Origin of the sequence: Arthrobacter sp. Soil782 (genome assembly GCF_001428435.1) — a bacterium.
Classification (GTDB): domain Bacteria; phylum Actinomycetota; class Actinomycetes; order Actinomycetales; family Micrococcaceae; genus Arthrobacter_D; species Arthrobacter_D parietis.
In genome coordinates this window covers 21,436-41,647 of sequence record NZ_LMSO01000012.1, presented here as the reverse complement: position 1 = coordinate 41,647, position 20,212 = coordinate 21,436, and the positions used below count along the sequence as shown (strand labels likewise).

General features: G+C 64.1%; 19 protein-coding genes, 1 tRNA gene and 2 riboswitches. Of the genes, 8 read left to right on the top strand and 12 right to left on the bottom strand.

Translation table 11 applies throughout. The features are described 5' to 3' along the window. Window positions 1-81: 81 nt before the first annotated feature. The 6 genes from ASH00_RS15295 to yczE all read left to right on the top strand — a co-directional run bounded on the left by ASH00_RS15295 (window position 82) and on the right by yczE (window position 4,197). Window positions 82-678: a hypothetical protein gene (locus ASH00_RS15295; protein ID WP_056550059.1), complete on the top strand. Its 597-nt coding sequence runs from the start codon at window positions 82-84 to the stop codon at window positions 676-678. Window positions 679-730: 52 nt separating this feature from the next. Then, window positions 731-804, top strand: a tRNA-Arg gene (locus ASH00_RS15290). A gap of 84 nt (window positions 805-888) precedes the next feature. Next, the gene (locus ASH00_RS15285; protein ID WP_157359178.1) at window positions 889-1,638 is read left to right on the top strand and encodes an ESX secretion-associated protein EspG; all 750 of its coding nucleotides are present in this window, start codon (window positions 889-891) and stop codon (window positions 1,636-1,638) included. Beyond that, a complete protein-coding gene (locus ASH00_RS15280; protein WP_056550054.1) occupies window positions 1,635-3,113 on the top strand; it encodes a PGAP1-like alpha/beta domain-containing protein in 1,479 nt (492 codons plus the stop codon). Before ASH00_RS15285 ends, ASH00_RS15280 begins: the two co-directional genes overlap by 4 nt. After that, the gene (locus tag ASH00_RS15275) at window positions 3,110-3,490 is read left to right on the top strand and encodes a hypothetical protein (protein ID WP_157359177.1); all 381 of its coding nucleotides are present in this window, start codon (window positions 3,110-3,112) and stop codon (window positions 3,488-3,490) included. Before ASH00_RS15280 ends, ASH00_RS15275 begins: the two co-directional genes overlap by 4 nt. Before the next feature lie 65 nt (window positions 3,491-3,555). Continuing rightward, window positions 3,556-4,197 carry a membrane protein YczE gene (yczE, locus tag ASH00_RS15270; RefSeq protein WP_056550049.1) on the top strand — a complete coding sequence of 214 codons (642 nt, stop codon included), beginning with the start codon at window positions 3,556-3,558 and terminating at the stop codon, window positions 4,195-4,197. Window positions 4,198-4,225: 28 nt separating this feature from the next. Here the strand turns inward: yczE and ASH00_RS15265 are convergent, their stop codons facing one another. Genes ASH00_RS15265 through fdhD form a run of 3 tightly spaced genes read right to left on the bottom strand, consistent with a single transcriptional unit; the run spans window position 4,226 to window position 8,113 of the window. Continuing rightward, window positions 4,226-6,139: an ABC transporter ATP-binding protein gene (locus ASH00_RS15265; RefSeq protein WP_056550046.1), complete on the bottom strand. Its 1,914-nt coding sequence runs from the start codon at window positions 6,137-6,139 to the stop codon at window positions 4,226-4,228. A 28-nt stretch (window positions 6,140-6,167) separates the two neighbouring features. Then, entirely contained in the window at window positions 6,168-7,241 is a 1,074-nt protein-coding gene (locus tag ASH00_RS15260; RefSeq protein ID WP_056550043.1) for an LLM class flavin-dependent oxidoreductase, read from the bottom strand. Between the two features lie 29 nt (window positions 7,242-7,270). Beyond that, on the bottom strand, window positions 7,271-8,113 hold the full coding sequence (gene fdhD, locus ASH00_RS15255) for a formate dehydrogenase accessory sulfurtransferase FdhD (RefSeq protein ID WP_056550040.1): 843 nt from the start codon (window positions 8,111-8,113) through the stop codon (window positions 7,271-7,273). Window positions 8,114-8,266: 153 nt separating this feature from the next. On the opposite strand from fdhD, the gene ASH00_RS15250 reads away from it, so the two are divergent. Further along, window positions 8,267-10,630, top strand: coding sequence for an FdhF/YdeP family oxidoreductase (locus ASH00_RS15250; protein ID WP_056550037.1), 2,364 nt, complete (start codon window positions 8,267-8,269; stop codon window positions 10,628-10,630). A gap of 42 nt (window positions 10,631-10,672) precedes the next feature. On the opposite strand, the gene ASH00_RS15245 is transcribed toward ASH00_RS15250, so the two are convergent. The 8 genes from ASH00_RS15245 to ASH00_RS15210 all read right to left on the bottom strand — a co-directional run bounded on the left by ASH00_RS15245 (window position 10,673) and on the right by ASH00_RS15210 (window position 17,540). Further along, on the bottom strand, window positions 10,673-11,926 hold the full coding sequence (locus ASH00_RS15245; protein WP_056550034.1) for a molybdopterin molybdotransferase MoeA: 1,254 nt from the start codon (window positions 11,924-11,926) through the stop codon (window positions 10,673-10,675). Further along, the gene (locus tag ASH00_RS15240) at window positions 11,923-12,207 is read right to left on the bottom strand and encodes a DUF6457 domain-containing protein (protein ID WP_056550031.1); all 285 of its coding nucleotides are present in this window, start codon (window positions 12,205-12,207) and stop codon (window positions 11,923-11,925) included. Before ASH00_RS15240 ends, ASH00_RS15245 begins: the two co-directional genes overlap by 4 nt. Window positions 12,208-12,220: 13 nt before the next feature. Continuing rightward, window positions 12,221-12,862: a molybdenum cofactor guanylyltransferase gene (gene mobA / locus ASH00_RS15235; protein ID WP_056550028.1), complete on the bottom strand. Its 642-nt coding sequence runs from the start codon at window positions 12,860-12,862 to the stop codon at window positions 12,221-12,223. Then, window positions 12,859-13,359, bottom strand: a complete 501-nt coding sequence (locus ASH00_RS15230; protein ID WP_056550026.1) for an HNH endonuclease — start codon at window positions 13,357-13,359, stop codon at window positions 12,859-12,861. Before ASH00_RS15230 ends, mobA begins: the two co-directional genes overlap by 4 nt. A 186-nt stretch (window positions 13,360-13,545) precedes the next feature. Beyond that, window positions 13,546-14,394 carry an NlpC/P60 family protein gene (locus tag ASH00_RS15225; RefSeq protein WP_056550023.1) on the bottom strand — a complete coding sequence of 283 codons (849 nt, stop codon included), beginning with the start codon at window positions 14,392-14,394 and terminating at the stop codon, window positions 13,546-13,548. Between the two features lie 25 nt (window positions 14,395-14,419). Next, a complete protein-coding gene (locus ASH00_RS15220; RefSeq protein ID WP_056550020.1) occupies window positions 14,420-15,226 on the bottom strand; it encodes a hypothetical protein in 807 nt (268 codons plus the stop codon). 5 nt (window positions 15,227-15,231) lie between these two features. Continuing rightward, window positions 15,232-15,391, bottom strand: a riboswitch (cyclic di-AMP (ydaO/yuaA leader). A gap of 157 nt (window positions 15,392-15,548) precedes the next feature. After that, window positions 15,549-16,427 (bottom strand): M23 family metallopeptidase, encoded by an 879-nt coding sequence (locus ASH00_RS15215; protein ID WP_235563341.1) that lies wholly within the window; start codon window positions 16,425-16,427, stop codon window positions 15,549-15,551. A gap of 97 nt (window positions 16,428-16,524) precedes the next feature. Then, a riboswitch (cyclic di-AMP (ydaO/yuaA leader) is annotated at window positions 16,525-16,718 on the bottom strand. A 117-nt stretch (window positions 16,719-16,835) separates the two neighbouring features. After that, complete coding sequence (locus ASH00_RS15210; RefSeq protein ID WP_056550018.1) at window positions 16,836-17,540, bottom strand: metal-dependent transcriptional regulator; 705 nt, start codon at window positions 17,538-17,540, stop codon at window positions 16,836-16,838. Window positions 17,541-17,780: 240 nt separating this feature from the next. Between ASH00_RS15210 and serC the strand changes: the two genes are divergently transcribed. Beyond that, window positions 17,781-18,908 (top strand): phosphoserine transaminase, encoded by a 1,128-nt coding sequence (gene serC, locus ASH00_RS15205; protein ID WP_056550015.1) that lies wholly within the window; start codon window positions 17,781-17,783, stop codon window positions 18,906-18,908. On the opposite strand, the gene ASH00_RS15200 is transcribed toward serC, so the two are convergent. Next, complete coding sequence (locus ASH00_RS15200; RefSeq protein ID WP_082566196.1) at window positions 18,905-20,191, bottom strand: MFS transporter; 1,287 nt, start codon at window positions 20,189-20,191, stop codon at window positions 18,905-18,907. The two genes, serC and ASH00_RS15200, sit on opposite strands and share 4 nt — an antisense overlap. Window positions 20,192-20,212: the final 21 nt, after the last annotated feature.

Here is a 20,212-nt window from a genome sequence, read left to right as displayed (position 1 = left end):
GCTATCTTTATCAAAATGAGATCAAATACAGGGTGGATTTTCAGGAACTGTTGCTGCATGGTAACGGTCTAGCATTGAGGCATGGGCAAAACCAGGGCACAGATTGCACGCAAGCACGGGCCGGCGGCGGCCGGACTACCCGCGACTCCGGGCGAACAGCCTCCTCCGCCCCGCCACAACGGCAACCTGATCCTCATTCCGGCAGTGGCTGCCGCTCTCTTCCTGTTTTGGTACTTCCACCTTCTGACCCTCTCCCAAATGACCCAACTGTCCGGCGGGCTGAGCATGCCGGACATGCTTCTCGGCGGATATGACGCCGACTACATCGACCAGCTGCGTGCCGCCATGGACACCGCGGCGCTCGGCCAGCTGAGCTACGTGCACAAGACGGCCGGCACGCTTTTTCCGCTGCTCTTTGGACTGGCCTGGCTCCTGCTGGTTCAGCTCAACGTTTCACGACGATGGCTTCGCTGGCTGCTGTGGAGCCCGGTGCTGCTCTTCGTTGTGGTGGACCTCTGGGAGAACGTCGCGATCGACTCCATTCTTTCCGGACCCGACGCCGGTTCGGTCGCCCTGGCGTCCGCACTCACCATCACCCGGTGGGTGCTGTTCGCGTTGAGCTGCGCGGCCGGTTTGACCGCGGTGCTGCTGCCACGGAGGATGCGGTCACGGAGTTAGGAAGACTGTAAGCTGGTACCGCCTGCGCACCGACCGGTGCGGTGGCGCACCCGCCTCTGTAGCTCAGTAGGATAGAGCGTCCCTCTCCTAAAGGGAAGGTCGTCGGTTCGATTCCGGCCAGGGGCACAACCGTTGTCCACATGGGTACACCTGCCCATGGCAGAGAATCCCCGCCTGCACTAGCTTGACGGGATGGGGAATCTTTCAACTGTGCCACCACCGTCTCACGTCGTCCGTCTATCACCGGCCGCCTGGTCGCTCGCACTGAGCTCAGCTTCGACAGCACAATCAGGCCATACCGATCCTTCGAGCGCGCCTGCGCCGGATGCCGGGTGGGCGGAACTGAACTCCCTCGGATTGGCAACCGGCACGGAATTGTCGCCACGGTGGCATACGGCTCTGCAGGAATTCCTCTCGCCCGCGATCCTTCTTCGCCTGTCTGCTGCCTACAACGGCGTGGGAGCCAACAGTGACCTCACGCTCACCGCAGACCGCGGTGTGTGCGTTCACCGCCGCAGCACCGTGGAAACAGACAATGACGGCAGCATCCGTGCACGGGGCCACGAACCGTCCCTTGAGGTAGCTCTCTTCGACGCGGAAAACATCTGGGGCGCAATCAGCCGCGTCCTTCCGCCGCTCGCCGAACTTCGAGCTGATGCGGTGCATGCCCGGACCGATTCCGGTGACGCCGTCGTCCACATGCCGCTCACGCCTTCGGAAGCGGCCGCCATCGTTCCGGAAGAAGCGGTCCTGAGCGCAGCGATGACCACGCGGGCCGGGCAGAGCCGGCAGGTCTGGGCGGGCCGATGGTCAGTCAGCGAGAGCACGCTCTATTCGGTGCGCACCACAGACGGCGCTCTGCTCCTGACTCCGCAGCGAGCCGGTCATGTGGCCCGCGAAATCACCTTCGCCCTCGCAGGCGCCTATGAGTTCGTCGCGGGAGCAGCGGCGAGCGCATGAGCCAGCTCCTCGGGATGGACCCGGGCCAGGTTCGTCAGCTTGCCCGTTCCCTCGAGAATGCTGCGGCGCATTTCGAGCTGGTCGGACTGCAGGTCTCCGGGAAGCTCTCGGTCATCGGCTGGCTGGGCGGAGATGCGGACTACTTTCGCGCCGACTGGGCCGGCAGGCACCGCCCCACACTGTTGGGTATCGCTGAGCAGTTGAGGCAGGCCGCCCTCGAGGTTGTGGGTCATGCGGATGCCCAGGAAGGAACGAGTGCCACCGGCGCGGTAGGTCCACCTGCCCCTTCCGCCGCTCAGCCGCTCGCCTCCAGCACCCGGGAGGCGAGCGGGGACGACAACGGCAACTGGATCACCGACGGACTGGAGTGGGTCGCAGGCGGCGCGGACTGGGTTGTCGACACCACCGCAGACGGAGCCGAGTGGTTCGGGAACCGGGCGGAACTGGGATACGGCAACATCGCGGAATCGTTTCGCGACCTTGTCGATGGCGGCATCCATGCAGGCGGCCTGTTCGATGAGATGCTGGCCGGAAGTCCGCCATCGATCATGGAATTGTCAGCGTCGGTCGCGTTGGCGGGGAGCAGCTTCGTCGATTTCACTGTCACTGCCGGGACGTTCGGCCAGTGGGCTCCACTGCTGCTCGACGACGGAACGCCCTGGGCCGGAGAGCCGATTCCTGTCAGCGTGTCCCGGGACGGCATGAACCGTGGGCCCTCACAACATCTGGACAGCGTGGTGCCAACAGATCTTGCTGCGCTGGCGTTCCTCACGGCCCAGGCATACGGTGACGCGAGCAATCCATCCACCGCTGACGGTGCTGTCCGAATCACGCGGGTAGAAAACGCCGAGGGTCCCGCCTACATCCTGAGCATTCCGGGAACCCAGTCATGGAATCCTGTTACTTCTGCGATCTCGGCTGACTTGACCGGCAATCTGGTGAGCGCTTCGGGCCAGATGTCGACTGCGGCCGCGACCGTTGCGTTGGCCATGGAAGGGGCGGGGATCGAACCCGGCGCGCCGGTGATGCTGTCAGGACATTCGCAGGGCGGAATGATCGCGGCCTCGCTAGCCTCGGACCCTGTGTTCCTGGAGCGGTACAACGTCACCAACGTGATGACGTTCGGCTCACCGGTTGACGGGACGGCTATGCCCTCGAACGTTGATGTCATTTCATTCCAGCATCAGAACGACGTCGTCCCACGCCTCGATCTTGGAGGTACGAGCGTCAATGGTGCGGTGCCGGAGCAATCCGATGAACAGGTCACCCTTCCGGACCCGCCCGGCAGCGGCTGGAGCGACGTGGCCGCCAACCACGACTACAACAACTACGCACACTCCATCAGCGAGGCTGAAGACGATCCCGCCAATCGCGCATCCCAGTACGCTCAGTCACCCTCTACTCAGCGATTCCTCACCGGCGACACCTCAGCGGTAGAGTCCTTCGTGATTCCCGTCGGAAGGCGACAACAATGAGACGCATAAGCTCGTTATTTGCTGTGCTGGCTTTGCTGCTCCTCCCAGCCTGTGGCGCATCGTCACCGGCGGACACGTATAGAGAGGCGATCTCCGCAATCGATGGCGTTGAGCGCGTCAGCGTGGAGTGGGCAAGGATCGGTGCCGGCGACTCCACCTCCATCGAGATTGATACCGCGACACGTGATACCGCCGAGCTGCATCGGATACTCGATGACACGGTGCGCGCCTTCGTCGAGAGTGCCGATCGGCACGAAGAAACAACGCTCAACTACATGGTCTACTCCCAGGATCGCTCCACCTACCTCACTCCGAGCGATCTCGGCTCGGTGATGCGTTCGCTCAGCGATATCCGCGAGCACTACGGCATCGACTAGCAATCCCCGGTACACTCAGGCTCGCCCGGCTCATCTGAGCTGTGACCGTAACCGATACTGGAACCATGTCCCTTCTCCTTCTGCGTCGGATCGTGCAGCTGCTCGTTGGCCTCTTCCTTTACGGGTTCTCGATCGGCATGATGATCCGCGCCGGCATCGGAGTGTCCCCCTGGGATGTGCTGGGTCAGGGCGTTTCGGTCCAGAGCGGCATACCCTTCGGGCTGACCACGAACCTCATCGGTCTAGCCGTACTGCTGCTCTGGATCCCGATCCGCCAAAGGCCCGGCGTGGGGACAGTACTCAACGTCCTCCTGGTAGGACCGAGCGCTGAAGTGGGCCTCGCCGTCATCCCGCAGCAGACGGTCCTGTGGGTGCAGATTCTCCTGTTTACCGGCGGCCTGGTTCTGCTCGCGGTTGCCACTGGTCTCTACCTTGGGGCGCGCATGGGGCCTGGACCACGTGACGGGCTGATGACCGGCATGCACAAGCGCTGGGGCTGGCCCATCTGGGCAGTGCGGACGGGCATCGAGGTGTCGGTCCTCGCGATCGGCTGGGCTCTGGGCGGAACGGTCGGCGTGGGCACCGTGGCCTTTGCCCTCTTTGTGGGCCCGCTGGTCAACCTCACACTGCCTCGGTTCCACATTCCGGAGAAGCCCGGGGAGCCACGGCTGGACGGTCAGGCTGCACCATCCGGCGCCGCTCCCTAAGAATCCCGCGTCCTAGCGAAACATTGCTTCAGGCTCCGGAGCCGGTCAGCGCTTCCGCCGGCTCGTCCGGCGCGACCGACTTCTGAACCGCGAACTGTGTGCGGTGCAGCTCGTCATACCGCCCGCCGGCGGCGAGCAGTTCCTCATGCGTGCCGCGCTCGGCGATGCGGCCGCCCTCGATGACCAGGATCTGGTCCGCACTCCGGATGGTGGACAAACGATGGGCGATCACCAGAGCCGTACGGCCGGCGAGCGCCTCAGTGAGTGCGGCCTGAACGGCGGCTTCCGACGTCGAGTCCAGGGCTGCTGTGGCTTCATCCAGGATGACAACGCGCGGCTGGGCGAGCAGCAGCCGCGCAATGGTCATGCGTTGCCTCTCCCCACCGGAAAGCCGGTAACCGCGTTCGCCCACCATGGTGTCCAGTTGATCCGGAAGCGACTGGATCAGGGTCTCCAGCCGTGCCCGGCGAACCGCATCCCAGAGATCCTCATCCCGTGCTTCAGGGCGGGCCAACCTCAGGTTGGAGGCGATTGTCTCGTGGAACAAGTGGCCGTCCTGGGTCACCATGCCAAGGGTATGCCGCAGCGACTCGAACGTGGTTTCCCGGACGTCCTTACCGCCAATCCGGACAGAGCCGGAATCGACGTCATACAGCCTGGCCAGCAACTGGGCAATAGTGGATTTACCGGCACCGGAGGTACCCACCAGTGCAACGGTCTGGCCGGGCTCGATGCGGAAGCTGACACCGTGCAGCACCTCCTCACCGCCTCGGGTGTCCAGCGTTGAGACCTCCTCCAGCGAAGCGAGGGAGACTTTGTCTGCTGACGGGTAGGCGAAGCGGACGTCGTCGAACTCGACTGCAACCGGACCAGCCGGAATCATCTGCGCGTCCGGCTTCTCCTTGATGAGTGGGTCGAGGTCGAGCACCTCGAAGACCCGCTCGAAGCTCACCAGAGCGCTCATGATCTCCACCCGCGCGTTGGCGAGGGATGTCAGCGGCGCGTAAAGGCGGGTGAGCAGCAGCGCCAGCGTCACGACTTCACCGGTATCCAGCGCGCCGCCGAGCGCCAGGCTGCCGCCCAATCCGTACACCAGGGCAAGGGCGAGGGCAGAAACAAGCATCAGCGCGGAGAAGAACACGAATTGCAGCATCGCCGTCCGGACACCGATGTCCCGGACCCGCGCAGCGCGGACACGAAACTCTTCGGACTCCTCATCAGGGCGCCCGAAGAGCTTGACCAGCGTGGCGCCGGGGGCGGAGAACCGCTCAGTCATCTGAGTGCTCATGGTGGAGTTGTAGTCTGCAGCCTCGCGCCGGAGGGACGCCAGCCTGCTGCCCATCCGGCGGGCCGGCAGCAGGAAGATGGGCAGCATGATGATTGCGAGCACGGTGACCAGCACGGACGTGCTCAGCATGACGATCAGGGTAAGAATCAGCGCCACGAGATTACTCACCACGCCGGACAGCGTGCCGCTGAACGCCTGCTGTGCGCCGATCACGTCATTGTTGAGCCTGCTCACCAGCGCGCCAGTGCGGGTACGCGTGAAGAACGCGATGGGCATCTTCTGAACATGGTCAAAGACCGCTGTCCGTAGATCGAGGATCACTCCCTCGCCGATCCGTGACGAGTACCAGCGCGTCAGCAGTCCCACGCCGGTGTCAGCTACGGCCACAATCGCAATCACGACGGCGAGCCACACGATGGTCTCTACCGCGGCTTCGGCGATGATCGCGTTGACAACCTGCCCGGCAAGGACCGGCGTGGCAACCGCCAGGAACGCGGATACCACTGACAGCGCGATGAAGAGCACCAGCTTGACCCGGTACGGCACGGCAAAGGACAAGATCCGCTTCAGCGTTTCCCTGGAAAATTTGTTGCTGCCGTTCTTGGCGGAGGAGATCCGGTACAGGGAACTCCAGGCCGCGCCTTCCATGCTCATGGGTGCCTCCAGCTAGTGAACTTCAAGCTTAGGACCCGCCGCGGACACTTTCGGTCCGGGAAACGGCGTCCTCGAGTTGGTGGACGCCGAGGGCGTCATTGACGAGGGGCAGCACCTGTGTACCCAACAGTTCGATGGACTCAAGAACCTGTGCCTGGGGCACCGATGAGAAGTCGAGCTGGAGGATGTGCCGGTCATGGCCCATGGCGGCGTGCGTGAGAACAATCTTCTCCGCCACTTCTTCAGGGGTACCGACATAGAGCGCCCCCGTACGCGCCGCCTGCATGTTGTAAGTGACTCCGCTGGGTTTGGGAAAGCCGCGTTCCGCGGAAATACGGGTCATGCTGTCGAGCCAGTGCGGACGGAAGGCCTCCTTGGCTCCGTCACGGAGGATCAACCCGACGCCGCTGACGCCGACCCGCGGCACGGCTGTCCCCCTCGCGTCGAACTGTTCCCGGTAGAGCGCGGCGTGCTGCGCGAAATTGTCGACGGCACCACCCAGCAGCGCGTAAATGACCGATGTGCCCAGCCGTGCAGCACGCACCGACGACGACGGCGTCCCACCGGTTGCGATCCAAATGTCCAACTGCTCCCGGACCGGTCTCGGCAGGATCAGCGCATCCTGAAGCGGCGGCCGAAAACGGCCGGACCAGGTCAACCGTTCCTCGGCGTTGAGGCGCAGCAGAAGGTCGATCTTTTCCTCATAGAGTGCGTCGTAGTCTTCGAGGGCAGCACCGAACAGCGGGTAGGACTCGATGAAGGAGCCGCGGCCGGCGGTCAGTTCCGCCCGTCCGCCGGAGAGCAGGTCGAGGGTGGCGAACTGTTGGAAGACGCGCACCGGATCCTCGGTGCTGAGTACGGTGACCGCTGATCCCACGTGGATCTGCCGGGTCTGTGCGGCGGCGGCGGCCAGAACCGGCACCACCGAGGACACCGCGTAATCCGGCCGGTGATGTTCTCCGATACCGAAGTAGTGCAGGCCCACCTCATCGGCAAGCCGTGCCCGCTCCAGCAGATCGGCCATCCGTTGTTCGGGTGATACCCGTTCGCCGGTTACCGGGTTCGGGTGGATGTCGCCGAAGCTGAAGATGCCAAGTTCCATACTGGTGTGCAACTCCGGGCCCGGTGCCCCTATTCCGGGTTTGAGCCTGCGACAATACGCTGCGGGTGTGTGTAGCAGTTCAGTGTCTGCCCCCGGCTGAAACCGACAAGCGTGATCCCGGATTCCTCCGCCAGGTCCGCAGCCAACGACGACGGGGCGCTCACGGCCGCGAGGATCGGTATACCGGCAAGGTGTGCCTTCTGGACCAGCTCGAACGAGGCGCGTCCAGAGACCTGCAGAATTGTTCCCCGCAGCGGCAGCAGATCCGAGCGGAGTGCCCAACCCACCACCTTGTCCACGGCGTTGTGCCTGCCCACGTCCTCACGGAGGCACAGGAGCTCGCCGTCCCGGGAGAACAGTCCCGCCGCGTGGACGCCGCCCGTACGGTCGAAAAGCTTCTGGCTGGTCCGCAGCCGGTCCGGCAGGGAGGCAAGGACCGGCAGATCCACGGTGCCGTCGTCGTCGTGCACGTCGAAGCGGCCCGACTTCCGGACCGCGTCAATGGAGGCTGTTCCACAGATGCCGCAGGAACTGGAGGTATAGACATGGCGTTCCATCGATGTATCCGGCAGCGCGACGTCCGGGCGGAGCTGGGCCTCGACCACGTTGAAGGTCTGCCGGCCCTCCTCGTCCACCCCGGCGCAATAGCGAAGCGCGAGGATTTCACCGGGCTCGGCAACGACGCCTTCGGAGACGAGAAAACCTGCGACCAGATCGAAATCATCGCCCGGGGTGCGCATGGTGACGCTGAAGGCGCGTCCGCCCAGCCTGATCTCCAGGGGTTCCTCGCCGGCCAGGCGGTCCTCCCGCCGGCTGACCGTGCCGTCCAGCCGGTAGCGCGTAATCCGGCGCCTGTCCATCACCCGGGTCATCAATCTGCCTTCCGCTTGGGTCTGGATCGAGCCTAATGGACGCTTCGACCTCCAGCGACCGGTGCTGCCCGTATCCCACATTCGCTGCTCCTGAGCGACAATGGGTCAGGTAGGACCACTCAGCGCTGAGAAGCGGCCTAGAAAGGATGCGCGATGACTCGCTCAAACCCTCCCGTCGAAGAAGCAGACGAGAATGATCTCGATGTCGGTACACCCAAGGAATGGGCGGCCGGATTGCCCGGCGTGTACCACTCCATGCAGCCTGCTTTGAAGCATATGGGTGTCGAACGAAGCGCCCGCACGCTGCTCCGGATGAACCAAAAGCAGGGCTTCGACTGCATGAGCTGCGCCTGGCCGGACCCGTCGGATCACCGCAGCACCTTTGAATACTGCGAGAACGGCGCCAAGGCGGTCACCTGGGAGGCCACACCGGTCACCGTGTCCTCCGATTTCTGGGCAGAACATTCCATCACCGAACTGCGCGGACGGTCAGAGTACTGGCTCGGCATGCAGGGCAGGCTGACTGAACCCGTCTACAAGGCGGCCGGTGAGGATCACTACCGGCCCGTCAGCTGGGACAGGGCGATCACGATCATCTCGGACAAGCTGAAGAGCCTCGCCTCTCCCGACGAAGCGGCGTTCTACACGAGCGGGCGCGCGTCCAATGAGGCAGCATTCATCTACCAGCTGTTCATCCGTGCACTGGGCACCAACAACATGCCCGACTGCTCGAACATGTGCCACGAGTCATCCGGCGTTGCCATGGGCCAGACCATCGGGATCGGCAAAGCGACCGTCGCATACAACGACTACCTGACATGCGACCTGATGATCGTCATCGGCCAGAATCCCGGGACCAACCATCCGCGGATGTTGAGCGCCATGGAGAAGCAGAAGGAAAACGGCGGCCAGATAGTGGCAGTCAACCCGCTGCCCGAGGCCGGCCTGCGCCGGTTCAAGAATCCCCAGAAACCCAAGGGCGTAGTGGGTCGCGGCACCGATCTTGCCGACCAGTTCCTGCAGATCCGAAGCGGCGGCGACATGGCGCTGCTTCAGGCGGTGTCCAAGCGGGTCCTCGAGGCCGAGGACAGGAACCCCGGCACGGTGCTGGATCATGAATTCATCGCTGAATACTGTGAGGGGCTGGACGAACTAAGAGAACACCTGTCGGGTCTTGATGAGGAGACCGTGCTGGAGGCGACGGGGCTGCGTTCTGAAGAGATCGACGAACTGGCCGACCGCTACATCAGGTCCAAGAGGACCATCATTACCTGGGCCATGGGCGTCACGCAGCAGAAGAACGGCGTCGGCACCATCAAGGAAATGATCAACCTGCTGCTGCTGCGCGGGAACATGGGCCGGCCTGGCGCGGGCGCCTCTCCCATCCGCGGACACTCCAATGTGCAGGGCGACCGCACCATGGGCATTTGGGAGCAGATGCCGGACTCGTTCCTGGACGCGCTCGGTAAGGAGTTCCGGTTTGAACCACCCCGCGAGCACGGCGTGGACTCCGTCGCGGCGGTCAGGGGAATGCGCGACGGCCACATCAAGTTCTTCCTCGCGCTCGGCGGCAACTTCGTCGCAGCGATGTCGGACACCGCAGCCACCGAAGCGGCCATGCAGAACCTTGAGATGAACGCGCAGATCTCCACCAAGCTCAATCGCTCCCACACGGTTATCAGTGAGGACGCAGAAGCGCTCATCCTTCCCACGCTTGGCCGCACCGAAATCGACATCCAGGCAACCGGCCCGCAGTTCGTCTCGGTTGAGGACACCGTCAGCGCCGTGCACTCCTCTGAAGGCAGGGTAGACCCGGTGGCACCAGGGCTGCTGTCCGAGGTTGCCATCGTGAGCCGGTTGGCACGGGCCACCGTCGGTGACCGCATTGACGCTGACTGGCAGGGATTCGAGGACGACTACGACCGCATCCGGGACCACATTGCACACGTGGTTCCAGGGTGTGAGAACTACAACCGGCGGATCCGCGAGAAGGACGGCTTCCTGCTGGCCAACGGGCCGCGTGATTCGCGGAAGTTCAATACCCCCAGCGGCAAGGCGATGATCACCGTCAACGAGCTGGACCCGATGGAGTGCCCGCCAGGCCGCCTGATCCTCCAGACCATGCGCTCGCATGACCAGTTCAACACGACCATCTACGGCTACAACGACCGCTACCGCGGCATCAAGAAGGGCCGCCATGTGGTGTTTGTGAATCCCGAGGATCTAGCGGAACTCGGCTTCAAGGACGGCGATCTTGTCGACGTGCACGGCGAGTACCTGGACGGTAAGGACCGCGCGCTGCGCAAGTTCCGGGCGGTTGCGTACCCCACCGCACGCGGCTGTGCGGCTGCATACTATCCGGAGGCAAACGTCCTGGTTCCGCTGGACGACACCGTGAAGGGCAGCAACACGCCGGTCTCCAAGGGCGTCATCATCCGGCTGGAGCCGGCAGCTGACGGGCCGGCCGGCGGCACCGGCGAGGAAAACGCGAAGGAGAACATGCCGGCTACCGTCTGACAGGTACTGGCCCTGCCGGGTTTCAGCTGCACAAGCGTGCTGCTAGCTGAACCACGGCAGGGTCAGAGCCGGTACCTTTTCGTCCGGCTCGCAACCGTGTTCAGGCACAACGAGGACGCCGTCGGCATCCGCCAGCCCGCGCAGCATGCCCGAACGGTGATGGACAGTGGGCATGGCGCGCCCGTTCTCCAGGCGGTACGGCACCAGCCGAGTGCGCCCTTCCAGCGGCTTGAAGGCCTCACCTGCCAGGACTGAGCGGGACTCCGGGAATGCGGCTCCCCGCAGACCGGCCAACAGCGGTGCTCCCACCGTGAACAGCGCCATCATCGCGGCGAGCGGGTTGCCGGGCAGGCCCACAAAGAATCGGCCGTCCGGCAGCCGTGCCAGGAGCGTAGGGTGTCCGGGGCGCATGGCGATGCCGTCGATGAGAAGCTCAGCCTCGAGCACAGCCAGCGCGCGGCGGATGTGGTCCGCATCCGAGGAACCGGTGCCGCCGGTGCTGATCAGGACGTCTCCGGAAGCCCTCGCGAGAGAGACTTCATCTGTGGCCTCGGCGCTGATGGCAGCAACGACGTCGTCCAGATCATCACGCGCGCGGGCCACCGTATCCACGTGGCCGCCCAGCATGGTGAGCAGGCCGGGCAGCTGCGGGCCGAAGGTATCGCGAACCTGGCCCGCCTCGGGCAACCCTGCCTCGATCACTTCATCACCGGTCAACAGCAGGGACACCCGTGGCGCACGGAGTACGGGAAGCGTGTCATACCCGCAGACTGCGGCCAGCGCGATCTGCGCGGGATTGAGCACCGCACCGGCAGCTATGGCCTGCGCTCCCTCTGCCGCTTCCTCACCTGCCGGGCGGATATGTTCGTTCTCGAGCGGCTCGTCGGGGCGGGCACGGTCATTGCGGGTGAGCATGCCATCGCGGATGGCTCCGTGCTCAGAACGAAGAATTCCGGTAGCCCCTCGGGGCACCACGCCGCCTGTAAGGATGAACGTGGCCTGACCGGGTTCCAGCGTGGCATAGCCGGACTTCTTGTGCTCGTGTGCCCGATGCCAGGGGCTCTCATCCTCCTGAACGGGTGTGATCAGCGTCCACGGCGGCTCACCGCTGAGCGCCCAACCGTCCATCGCCGAGGACGCGTAGTGCGGGATGGGCTGCAGCGCCACGACAGGTTCAGCAAGGGTCTGGCCCAGAGCGTCCGCGAGGTTCACGGTCTGTACAGGCTTGGGAGATGCCGATTCATACGCCAGCCGCCGGGCCTCCTGCCAGCTCAACTCGTGCCCTGCACTGCTCATCGGCGGTCTTCCGACCCGGCGACGGGCGGGCACGCCGCATGGGCGGCCAGCAGCGCTGACCGCATGGCCGTTCCGCTGTCTGCCTGCCCGGTCCCGACGGCCATTCCGGCTGCATAACCGGCGATGAAGGTGGTGAGCGGCGCTGCGGGTCGAACAACCGAGTGCGCCGCCTGACCGGCCAGCGCCAACACGGCATCGACATCGACCTCGATGTCCTCGAGTTCAAACGTTTCCAGAAGCTTCTCGCTCCACTGCCTGAGCAGGCGTTCCCGATCCTCCATGGTGAACCTTCCGCTATCTGCCCGCGCCTGGCTCCTCCACCCCGAACTGCCGGGCATCGGACCACGTGTCAATGTCAGTGGTTGAGCCCGCGGGAACTTCGACTGGACTCCATGTCACCCTAGCAAGGAGCGCGCGCATAGACAGATTCCTTACTTCCTGCTTTTCCGTTGTGGCCAGGTCAGCCCAGCGGTACAGTGCGGCAAGCGGTTGGTCCCTGCCGCCGTCGTGAGCCAGAACCGAGGCGCTCGTTTCAGCGGCGCCTCGCATAAGTGCAGGCAGTGCGTCGCTGATCCGCGGCATGTCGCAGGCAAGCACAAACACCCAGGGCGCGGGATCGGTCATCAGATGTACGACGGCGGCGCTCACCGCCGCTGCCGGCCCCCCGAAGGGCGGGTCTTCCCGTACCAGTTCCGCCCGGGGCGGCAGATCGGGCGCCGGTCCGCCAACAACGACAAGCCGGCGGGCTTCATTCAGAGCGCTGCAGGTTCGTTCCAGAAGGGAGAATCCATCGACGATCAGGGTTGACTTGGGGACCCCTCCGAGCCTTGAGGACCTGCCTCCGGTGAGCACAACGGCGTCGTACATCAACTCGCTGGCGCCACCGACACCGGCGGCAATGCTACCGGCGCCCCGGCCGTCGCGTGTATTGCTCACGCGGCGTTGTCAGCGGGCAGGAATTCGCTCCACTGCGGCAGCGGTTTTTCCAGTTCCCGGATCTGCCAGAACGTCCCCCGGGGCGGCGTAGGCACAATTCGCAGGGACCAACCCAGCGAGGCCAGTGTCTTGTCACCCTTGGCGTTGTTGCAGCGTAGGCAGCAGGCCACCAGATTCTCCCAACTGTCCTCGCCCCCACGCGATCGCGGAACAACGTGATCAATGGTCGAGGCAGGCTTGCCGCAGTAGGCGCACACGTGGTTGTCACGCCGGAGCACTCCGCGGCGGGTCGCGACTGTGCCGCTTCGGTAGGGGATCTTCACATACCTGTTGAGGAGGATGACTGATGGCCGCGACAGCACTTCGTTGGGGCCCACTACCGGGTCCTCCCCTTCTGCGACGACACTGGCCTTGCCCGTAAGAACAAGCACGAGCGCCCGGCGGAAGGTCACGACCGCCAGTGGTTCGTATCCAGCATTCAGAACGAGAGTGCGCATGCACATTCCTCTTTGCCATTCATAGCCGCAGGGATTGAATCCCTGAGGTCCTTGAAGCTACGGCGAAGGTACTTCGGATTGACAGTGCAAGAGTAAGCCGTTGCCCGGAGGATCCGTCAATCGCCACGCACGACAAAGCCCTCCGCCTGATAGGCAGAGGGCTTTGTCGAGGGAGGGTAAGGGAGATCAGCCGCCAACGCGGATGTAAACACCGCCGGAGCCGAGTTCTGCAGGTGCCACAACGGTCTGGTTGCCATTGAAACCACCATGAACGGCCTGCCCTCCACCGATGTATACGGCGATGTGGGCTGCGCCCATGCCACCGTCAGCGTAGTAGATGAGGTCGCCGGGAATAGCTTCCGCGGCGCTGACCGTGCGGCCGAGGGAGAGGTAGCCGGCCGGCCATCCATGGAAGTTGATGCCAGCAGCGGCAAGGGCGTTGCTGGCGAGGCGGGTGCAATCCTGGATTACTCCGAGCTGACCCTGCGCAGCGGCAGCAATGGTGGCCGCTACACCCGAGGAGACCTGGGGAGCTGCGGGCGCTGGCTTCTCGGCGATCACAGCCGGTGCAGCAACAGGAGCCGCTGCCTGTATGGCGACAGCCGCCTCCGCCACAACGGCGGGTGCTGCTTCTGCGACCGGAGCTGTTTCTGCGACCGGAGCGGCTTCAATGGTCTGGGCCTGCGGCTGCACAACAGGTGAAGCCTCGACAACAGGGGCAGCCACAGTGGGCGCCGCTACTGCCTTGACGGCAGCCTTGTTGAAGGAGATCTTGGCATCCGCTGGGGCCTGGACCGGGGCCTGGGCGTCCTGGACCTCAAGCGTGGTGGTGACGGTGTTGCGCTCCGCGGGCAGCTCCACTGCGTTGGCCGCGACTCCGCTGGACAGAACGAGGCCCGAAGCCGCCGCGATGACGGCTGCCTGGCGACCTACGCCGCCGGCGTTGTCACTGACGGCGCGGGCAATGGAGGAGAGATGGGGTGAACGCTGCACTTCGGCGCGGTGGCGCGCTATGGCACGGGTGTTAGAGGTCATGTGTGTGTGCTCCAGGTATCTGGTCTTAGCTAACGCGGACGAAGCTAGAGCCAGCGAGATCGGACAGGCTGTGCAGCCCGGTATTCATACCGTTCAGGCCACCGCTGATGACCTGGCCGTTACCTACGTAGATGGCAACGTGACCTGCGGAGACAACGAGGTCACCGGGTGCAGGAGTGGAAACGACTGAGCCGAAAGCGAAGAAATCGCTCGGCGCGATGTCCCCGACCGACTTGCCGATTGAGCGCAGTGCCTTCTCAACCATGGCGGTGCAATCCTGGGCAACGCCGATCTGCGAGTAGGCCGAGCCTACGAGCGCTGCGCCGATTCCGCTGGAGGTGGGCGCCTCGACGGGAGCCGGGCCCTCAGCTGCGGGAGCCTTTACCTCAACCTCTGCCTGGGGAGCTGCCGCAACCTCGACGGCGGGCTCAACGACCGGGGCCGGAGCGGCCACAGCTGCTTCATTCTGAACTACTGCTTCAGCCTGCACTGTGACGGCTGGGGCGGGCTCAACAGCCTCGACGACCGGAGCTGCTACAGCTTCAACGGCTGCTCGCTCGAAGGTGACGGTTGCGTCAGCGGCGGCGCTGACGCTGACCGGCTGAGCTGCCACGGCACTGAGGGTCTTGACTGCCTGGGCCGAGCGCTGGGCGTCAGAAGCGCCATGAGCCGGAAGGCCTGCGGTGAGGACGAGTCCGGAAGCAGCGACGATGACTGCTGCCTGGCGTCCTACGGAACCTGCGTTCGAAGACACAGCCCTGGAAATGGCTGCGAGCGAGTTTGTATGAGCCGGAACCGCACGATGGCGCCCCAGCGCAGAGCTATTTGACACGTTGAATTGCCTCTCCCTACGCCTGCGAGGTGAGCTGTCGGATTCGGATGGGAGTCACCCGGCCGCGGATCGTCTCAGATCCAGCGACTTAACCCCAAGGACTTCAAGAAGAAGCCCACAATTGGTTCCCCCGCCTCTGCCATGCGATTGTTGCGAACGGAACTCGTACAGTGGCAGAGCTAGGCGATCTGCACGAGTGCGCCGAACCCCCTGCGATTCGGCACGAGTTAGACGGTACATCAGTTCTTTGGCTATGTCACATTCCGGTCACGGAACGGTGTGTTCATGATTACGAAGCCGCCAAACCGGCGCGGAAAACGGCTCAGAGCCAGCCGAGCGGATCGACGTTCTTGCCGTCGACAAGGACCTCAAAATGCAGGTGGCATCCGGTTGAGGCGCCTGTGGAACCCACGCGTGCTATGGCGTCGCCACGCTCCACAACCTGGCCCACCGCCACGTCCATGGCCGACAGGTGGTTGTAGGTGGTTTCCAGTCCGTTGGCATGCTTGATCACCACGCGGTTGCCGCCCCCGTATGCGTGCCAGCCTGCAAAGGTGACGGTGCCGGCCGCAGCCGCCAAGACGGAGGTCCCGCAGGCTTCGCTCATGTCCTGTCCGGTGTGGAGTTCCCCTGCCCCGGTGATCGGGCTGATCCTGGTTCCGAAAGCGGAGCTCATCACCATGCGGTCCAAGGGTGCCGAGAGAGAGCCCTTGGCCTCGGCAGTCACGATGTCTCCACCGGATGCGGAAACAATTTCGGCAAGCTTTGCATCGGGGTCGAAGGTGCTGTGCAGTGCCGCGCGGTCAAATGAGACGTCCGCACCGGCGGCAGCCTGCACTGGCTGCAGTTCTTCCTGCTCAGCTGCAGCAGCCACGGTTTGGGTTTCAGCGGGCACCACTGCGGCGGTGGTGGGCAGCGCAACCGTGAGCACCATGCCCGAGGCAGCGGCCGCAATGGCAACCTTCTGGCTGAGTCCGGCGAAGGAAACGTCGCGGCGAGTGCTGGCTGCGCGGCGTCGTCGTTCGGTGCGTTGGGCATCACGGGGGCGTAAGGAAACTACCGGGGCTACCGTTCCGGTGCGGGCTTCACGGCGGGGCAGCGGATTATCCGGACAGGTGGAAACCGGTGCCGGGAAAGCGTTGATTCCAGTGCACACCGGGCTGGACGGCGCTGCTGCGTTGGCCGCAGCCTGACGTGCCAAGCGCTCAGCTCGTTCCCGCCTATGCGCATCGCGTGGCCGCGCTTCAGCGACCGGGGTGCTCGCACGGCGGCGCCCCGAAGCAGTGTTCGACAAGGAGACCCTTTCTCATTTTTTGCCTGCGAAGTTAGCTGTCGGATTCGAGTATGAGAAAACTCGGTTCAGATCCATGCGGTGTGGCAGCATCCGAACTTCACCCCAAGGTCATGGCATGCCATGACCGGTTGTGGGTCCTCCGCCCCTGTCCATCTGTGTAACACTGCGTTCGCTGACAGGGTTAGGCAGGCGAACCAGGTAACGCTGGAGTATCAGCGCCAGGAACCAACTATAGCCGGGGGCGCCGGAAAGTAATCATTTCGTAACCATGCTGTGGATATCCTTCGGGAATCCAGAGCCTTCCGGTCCGGCGCCTCAGAACTGCGGCTGAACCGCCACGAAAACATGCGAAGCAACTTCCGGAGGCAGTTCCAGCGCACCCTCCACGCCGGGCACCCGAACGGACACGTAGTCTCCCACTGCCTGCAGGGTCATCTGCGCTCCGGGACGCAGACCGCCTTCGTCCAGTTGGGTCAGCAGTTCGGGATCCACCTGAATGGGTTCGGCCAGCCGGACAAGGGTCACGATCGAACCCGCAGTGTAGTTTGCCATCGTGTCCGTAAGCGTGGCCACGCCCAAGGTGAACGCTTCCGACGGTGTACCGCCCAGGGCCTCAAGGCCAGGGATGGGATTGCCGTAGGGGGATTCGGTCGGCTGGCCGAGCAACTCATACAGGCGCCGCTCAACCCGCTCGCTCATCACGTGTTCCCACCTGCACGCCTCATCATGGACATAGGCCCAGTCCAGACCGATGACGTCGGAGAGCAGCCGCTCGGCCAGCCGATGCTTGCGCATCACCTCGGTGGCCCGCCGGCGTCCGAGCTCGGTCAGTTCAAGGTGACGGTCGCCGGTCACCACTACAAGTCCGTCACGTTCCATCCGGCCCACAGTCTGCGAGACCGTGGGACCTGAGTGACGAAGGCGCTCGGCGATCCGTGCACGCAGCGCAACGATGTTTTCTTCCTCAAGTTCAAGGATTGTCCGCAGGTACATCTCGGTGGTGTCGATGAGGTCCGTCATTTGCGGGGTTCAGCTCCTTGGCACTGGTGCGGATTGAGCGTTGATGCAGCGGCTGCCTGCAGTGCCCAACAGATGGGCCGCCGTCGTCATCCCTACGCCCCACAAGGTTAACCCATCTACACAGCGTCACCCGCCCCGCTGATCCGGGCGCATCCGAAGCCGGTCACAATGCACCTGTGCTGAGCGCGCTGGGGCAGAATGGTCTGCGACCCCATCGCAAGCAACCTCCCTGGAGTAACCATGAGCGATCCCGCCGACATCCGCATCCCCGCCGAGCTGCTGCCGCAGGATGGCCGGTTCGGTGCGGGTCCGTCCAGAACGCGCCCCGAGCAGTTGGAAGCACTGGTCCGGGCAGGAACGGCCCTGCTTGGAACCTCCCACCGGCAGGCACCGGTCAAGAATCTGGTTGGTTCGGTCCGGTCCGGTCTGATGGACTTCTTCGGCGCCCCGGAAGGCTACGAAGTGATTCTCGGTGTTGGTGGGTCCACAGCTTTTTGGGATGTCGCCTCCTTCGGTCTTGTTGAAGCGCGTGCGCAGCATCTCTCCTTTGGTGAGTTCGGATCCAAGTTCGCAACGGCGACGTCCAAGGCACCATTCCTGGGCGAGTCAACGGTCATCACCTCTGACCCCGGATCCCGGCCGGTGCCCGTCGCGGAGCCGGGCATCGACTTCTATGCCTGGCCGCAGAATGAAACCTCGACCGGTGTGGCGGCGCCGGTCGAGCGGGTGGCGGGCGCGGATCACGGCGCGCTCATCTGCATCGATGCAACCTCCGCTGCCGGCGGGTTGTCGGTGGACGTCTCAGAGACTGACGTGTACTACTTCGCTCCGCAGAAGAACTTCGCGTCCGACGGCGGACTCTGGCTTGGCCTGTTCTCCCCCGCTGCACTCGAAAGGGCAGCGGCGATCAAGGCTTCGAAGCGCTGGATCCCGGACTTCCTCGACCTTCAGATGGCGATCGACAACTCGCGCCTGAATCAGACGTACAACACACCGGCACTGTCCACGCTGGTGACACTCAATGCTCAGATCGAGTGGCTCAACAGCAACGGCGGGCTGGATTTCGCAGCCGCGCGAACCGCTGATTCCGCCGGCCGCATCTACAGTTGGGCTGAGTCCTCAGCCGTTGCCGCGCCCTTTGTTCAGAACCCGGACCACCGCTCCAACGTCATCGCGACGATCGACTTCGCGGAGACTGTTGACGCTGCCGCCGTAGCCAGGACCCTCCGCGCAAACGGAATTGTCGACGTCGAACCGTACCGGAAGCTGGGCCGCAACCAGTTGCGCATCGCCACCTTCGTGGCAATCGAGCCCGCCGACGTATCGGCGCTGCTGGAATGCATTGACTACGTGGTGGAGCGTTCCTAGCCGCTCCGTTCCGCAGTGTTCCGCGCTGTCGCGGCAAGGGTCAGTTTGAGCCGCCGCGGCGAGGGATGGATGAGACGGACCCGCACGTGGTGTGACCGCGCTACCCAGGCCAGCCCAGCCACCGCGGCCACGAAGCCCGACGCCGCAGCGACCACCAGTCCCCACCGCGGCCCGTAGGCGTTGGTCACCCACCCGACGATGGGCGCTCCGATAGGCGTCCCGCCCAGGAAGATCGCAAAGTACAGGGCCATGACCCGGCCGCGCATCTCCTGCACCGTTGTGGTCTGAACGTAGGCGTTGGCACTGGTCATCAGCGTCAGCGCGAAGAGTCCCACTGGAACAAGGGCCAGCCCGAAAAGCCAGACGGACGGTGCCAGCGCAGCCAGCAGGCACGCGAGGCCAAAGGCACCGGCTGCTCCGAAGACAAACCTGAGCCGCGGCCGGTCCCGCCTCGCCGAAAGCAGCGCCCCTGCCACGGAACCCACCGCCATGATCGAGGACAGCGTGCCGAAGACTCCCGCGCCTGTTCCGAACTCAGTGCGTGCCATCGCCGCAATATAGACGGCGAAGTTCAAGCCGAAGGTTCCGACCACGAAAATTGCGAACATCACCATCATGAGGTCCGGCCGCTGCTGCACATAGCGGAAACCTGCGCGGATCCTCCCGCGACCGGGCGCCGAACGGTTGAGTACACGCAGTTCTTTTTGACGGATAGTGACGAGGACGAAGATCATCGCCCCGAACGTCACTGCGTTGATCAGGAAGACCCAGCCGGGCCCTACGGCAACCGTGAGTAAACCCGCAACTGCGGGACCGAACATCCGAGCACCGTTGAAAGAGGCGCTGTTCAGGGCCACCGCGTTGGGAAGGTAATCATCGCGCACCAGTTCGGAGACGAAGGCCTGGCGCGCGGGAGCGTCAATGGCGGAGACGACGCCCAGAGCAAGTGCAAACGCGTAAACATGCCACAGCTCCGCCAGGCCGAGCACCACGAGGAGGCCCAGCCCTACGCCGAGCGCCGCCATCGCGGCCTGGGTTCCCATCAATAGCTTGCGGCGATCAACGGAGTCAGCGATCAGCCCGGCCCATGGAGCTATGAAGAGCTGCGGCCCCAACTGCAAGGCCATGACAATACCCATCGCCGCGGCGTCCTGATCGGTGAGGATGTCATAGACAAGCCAGTCCTGGGCTGTGCGCTGCATCCAGGTGCCCACGTTGGAAATCAGGGCGCCGATGAACCAGAGCCGGTAGTTGTGGATATGCAGGGATCGGAACATGCCCATCAGGCAGCCTTCCTTTCCGCG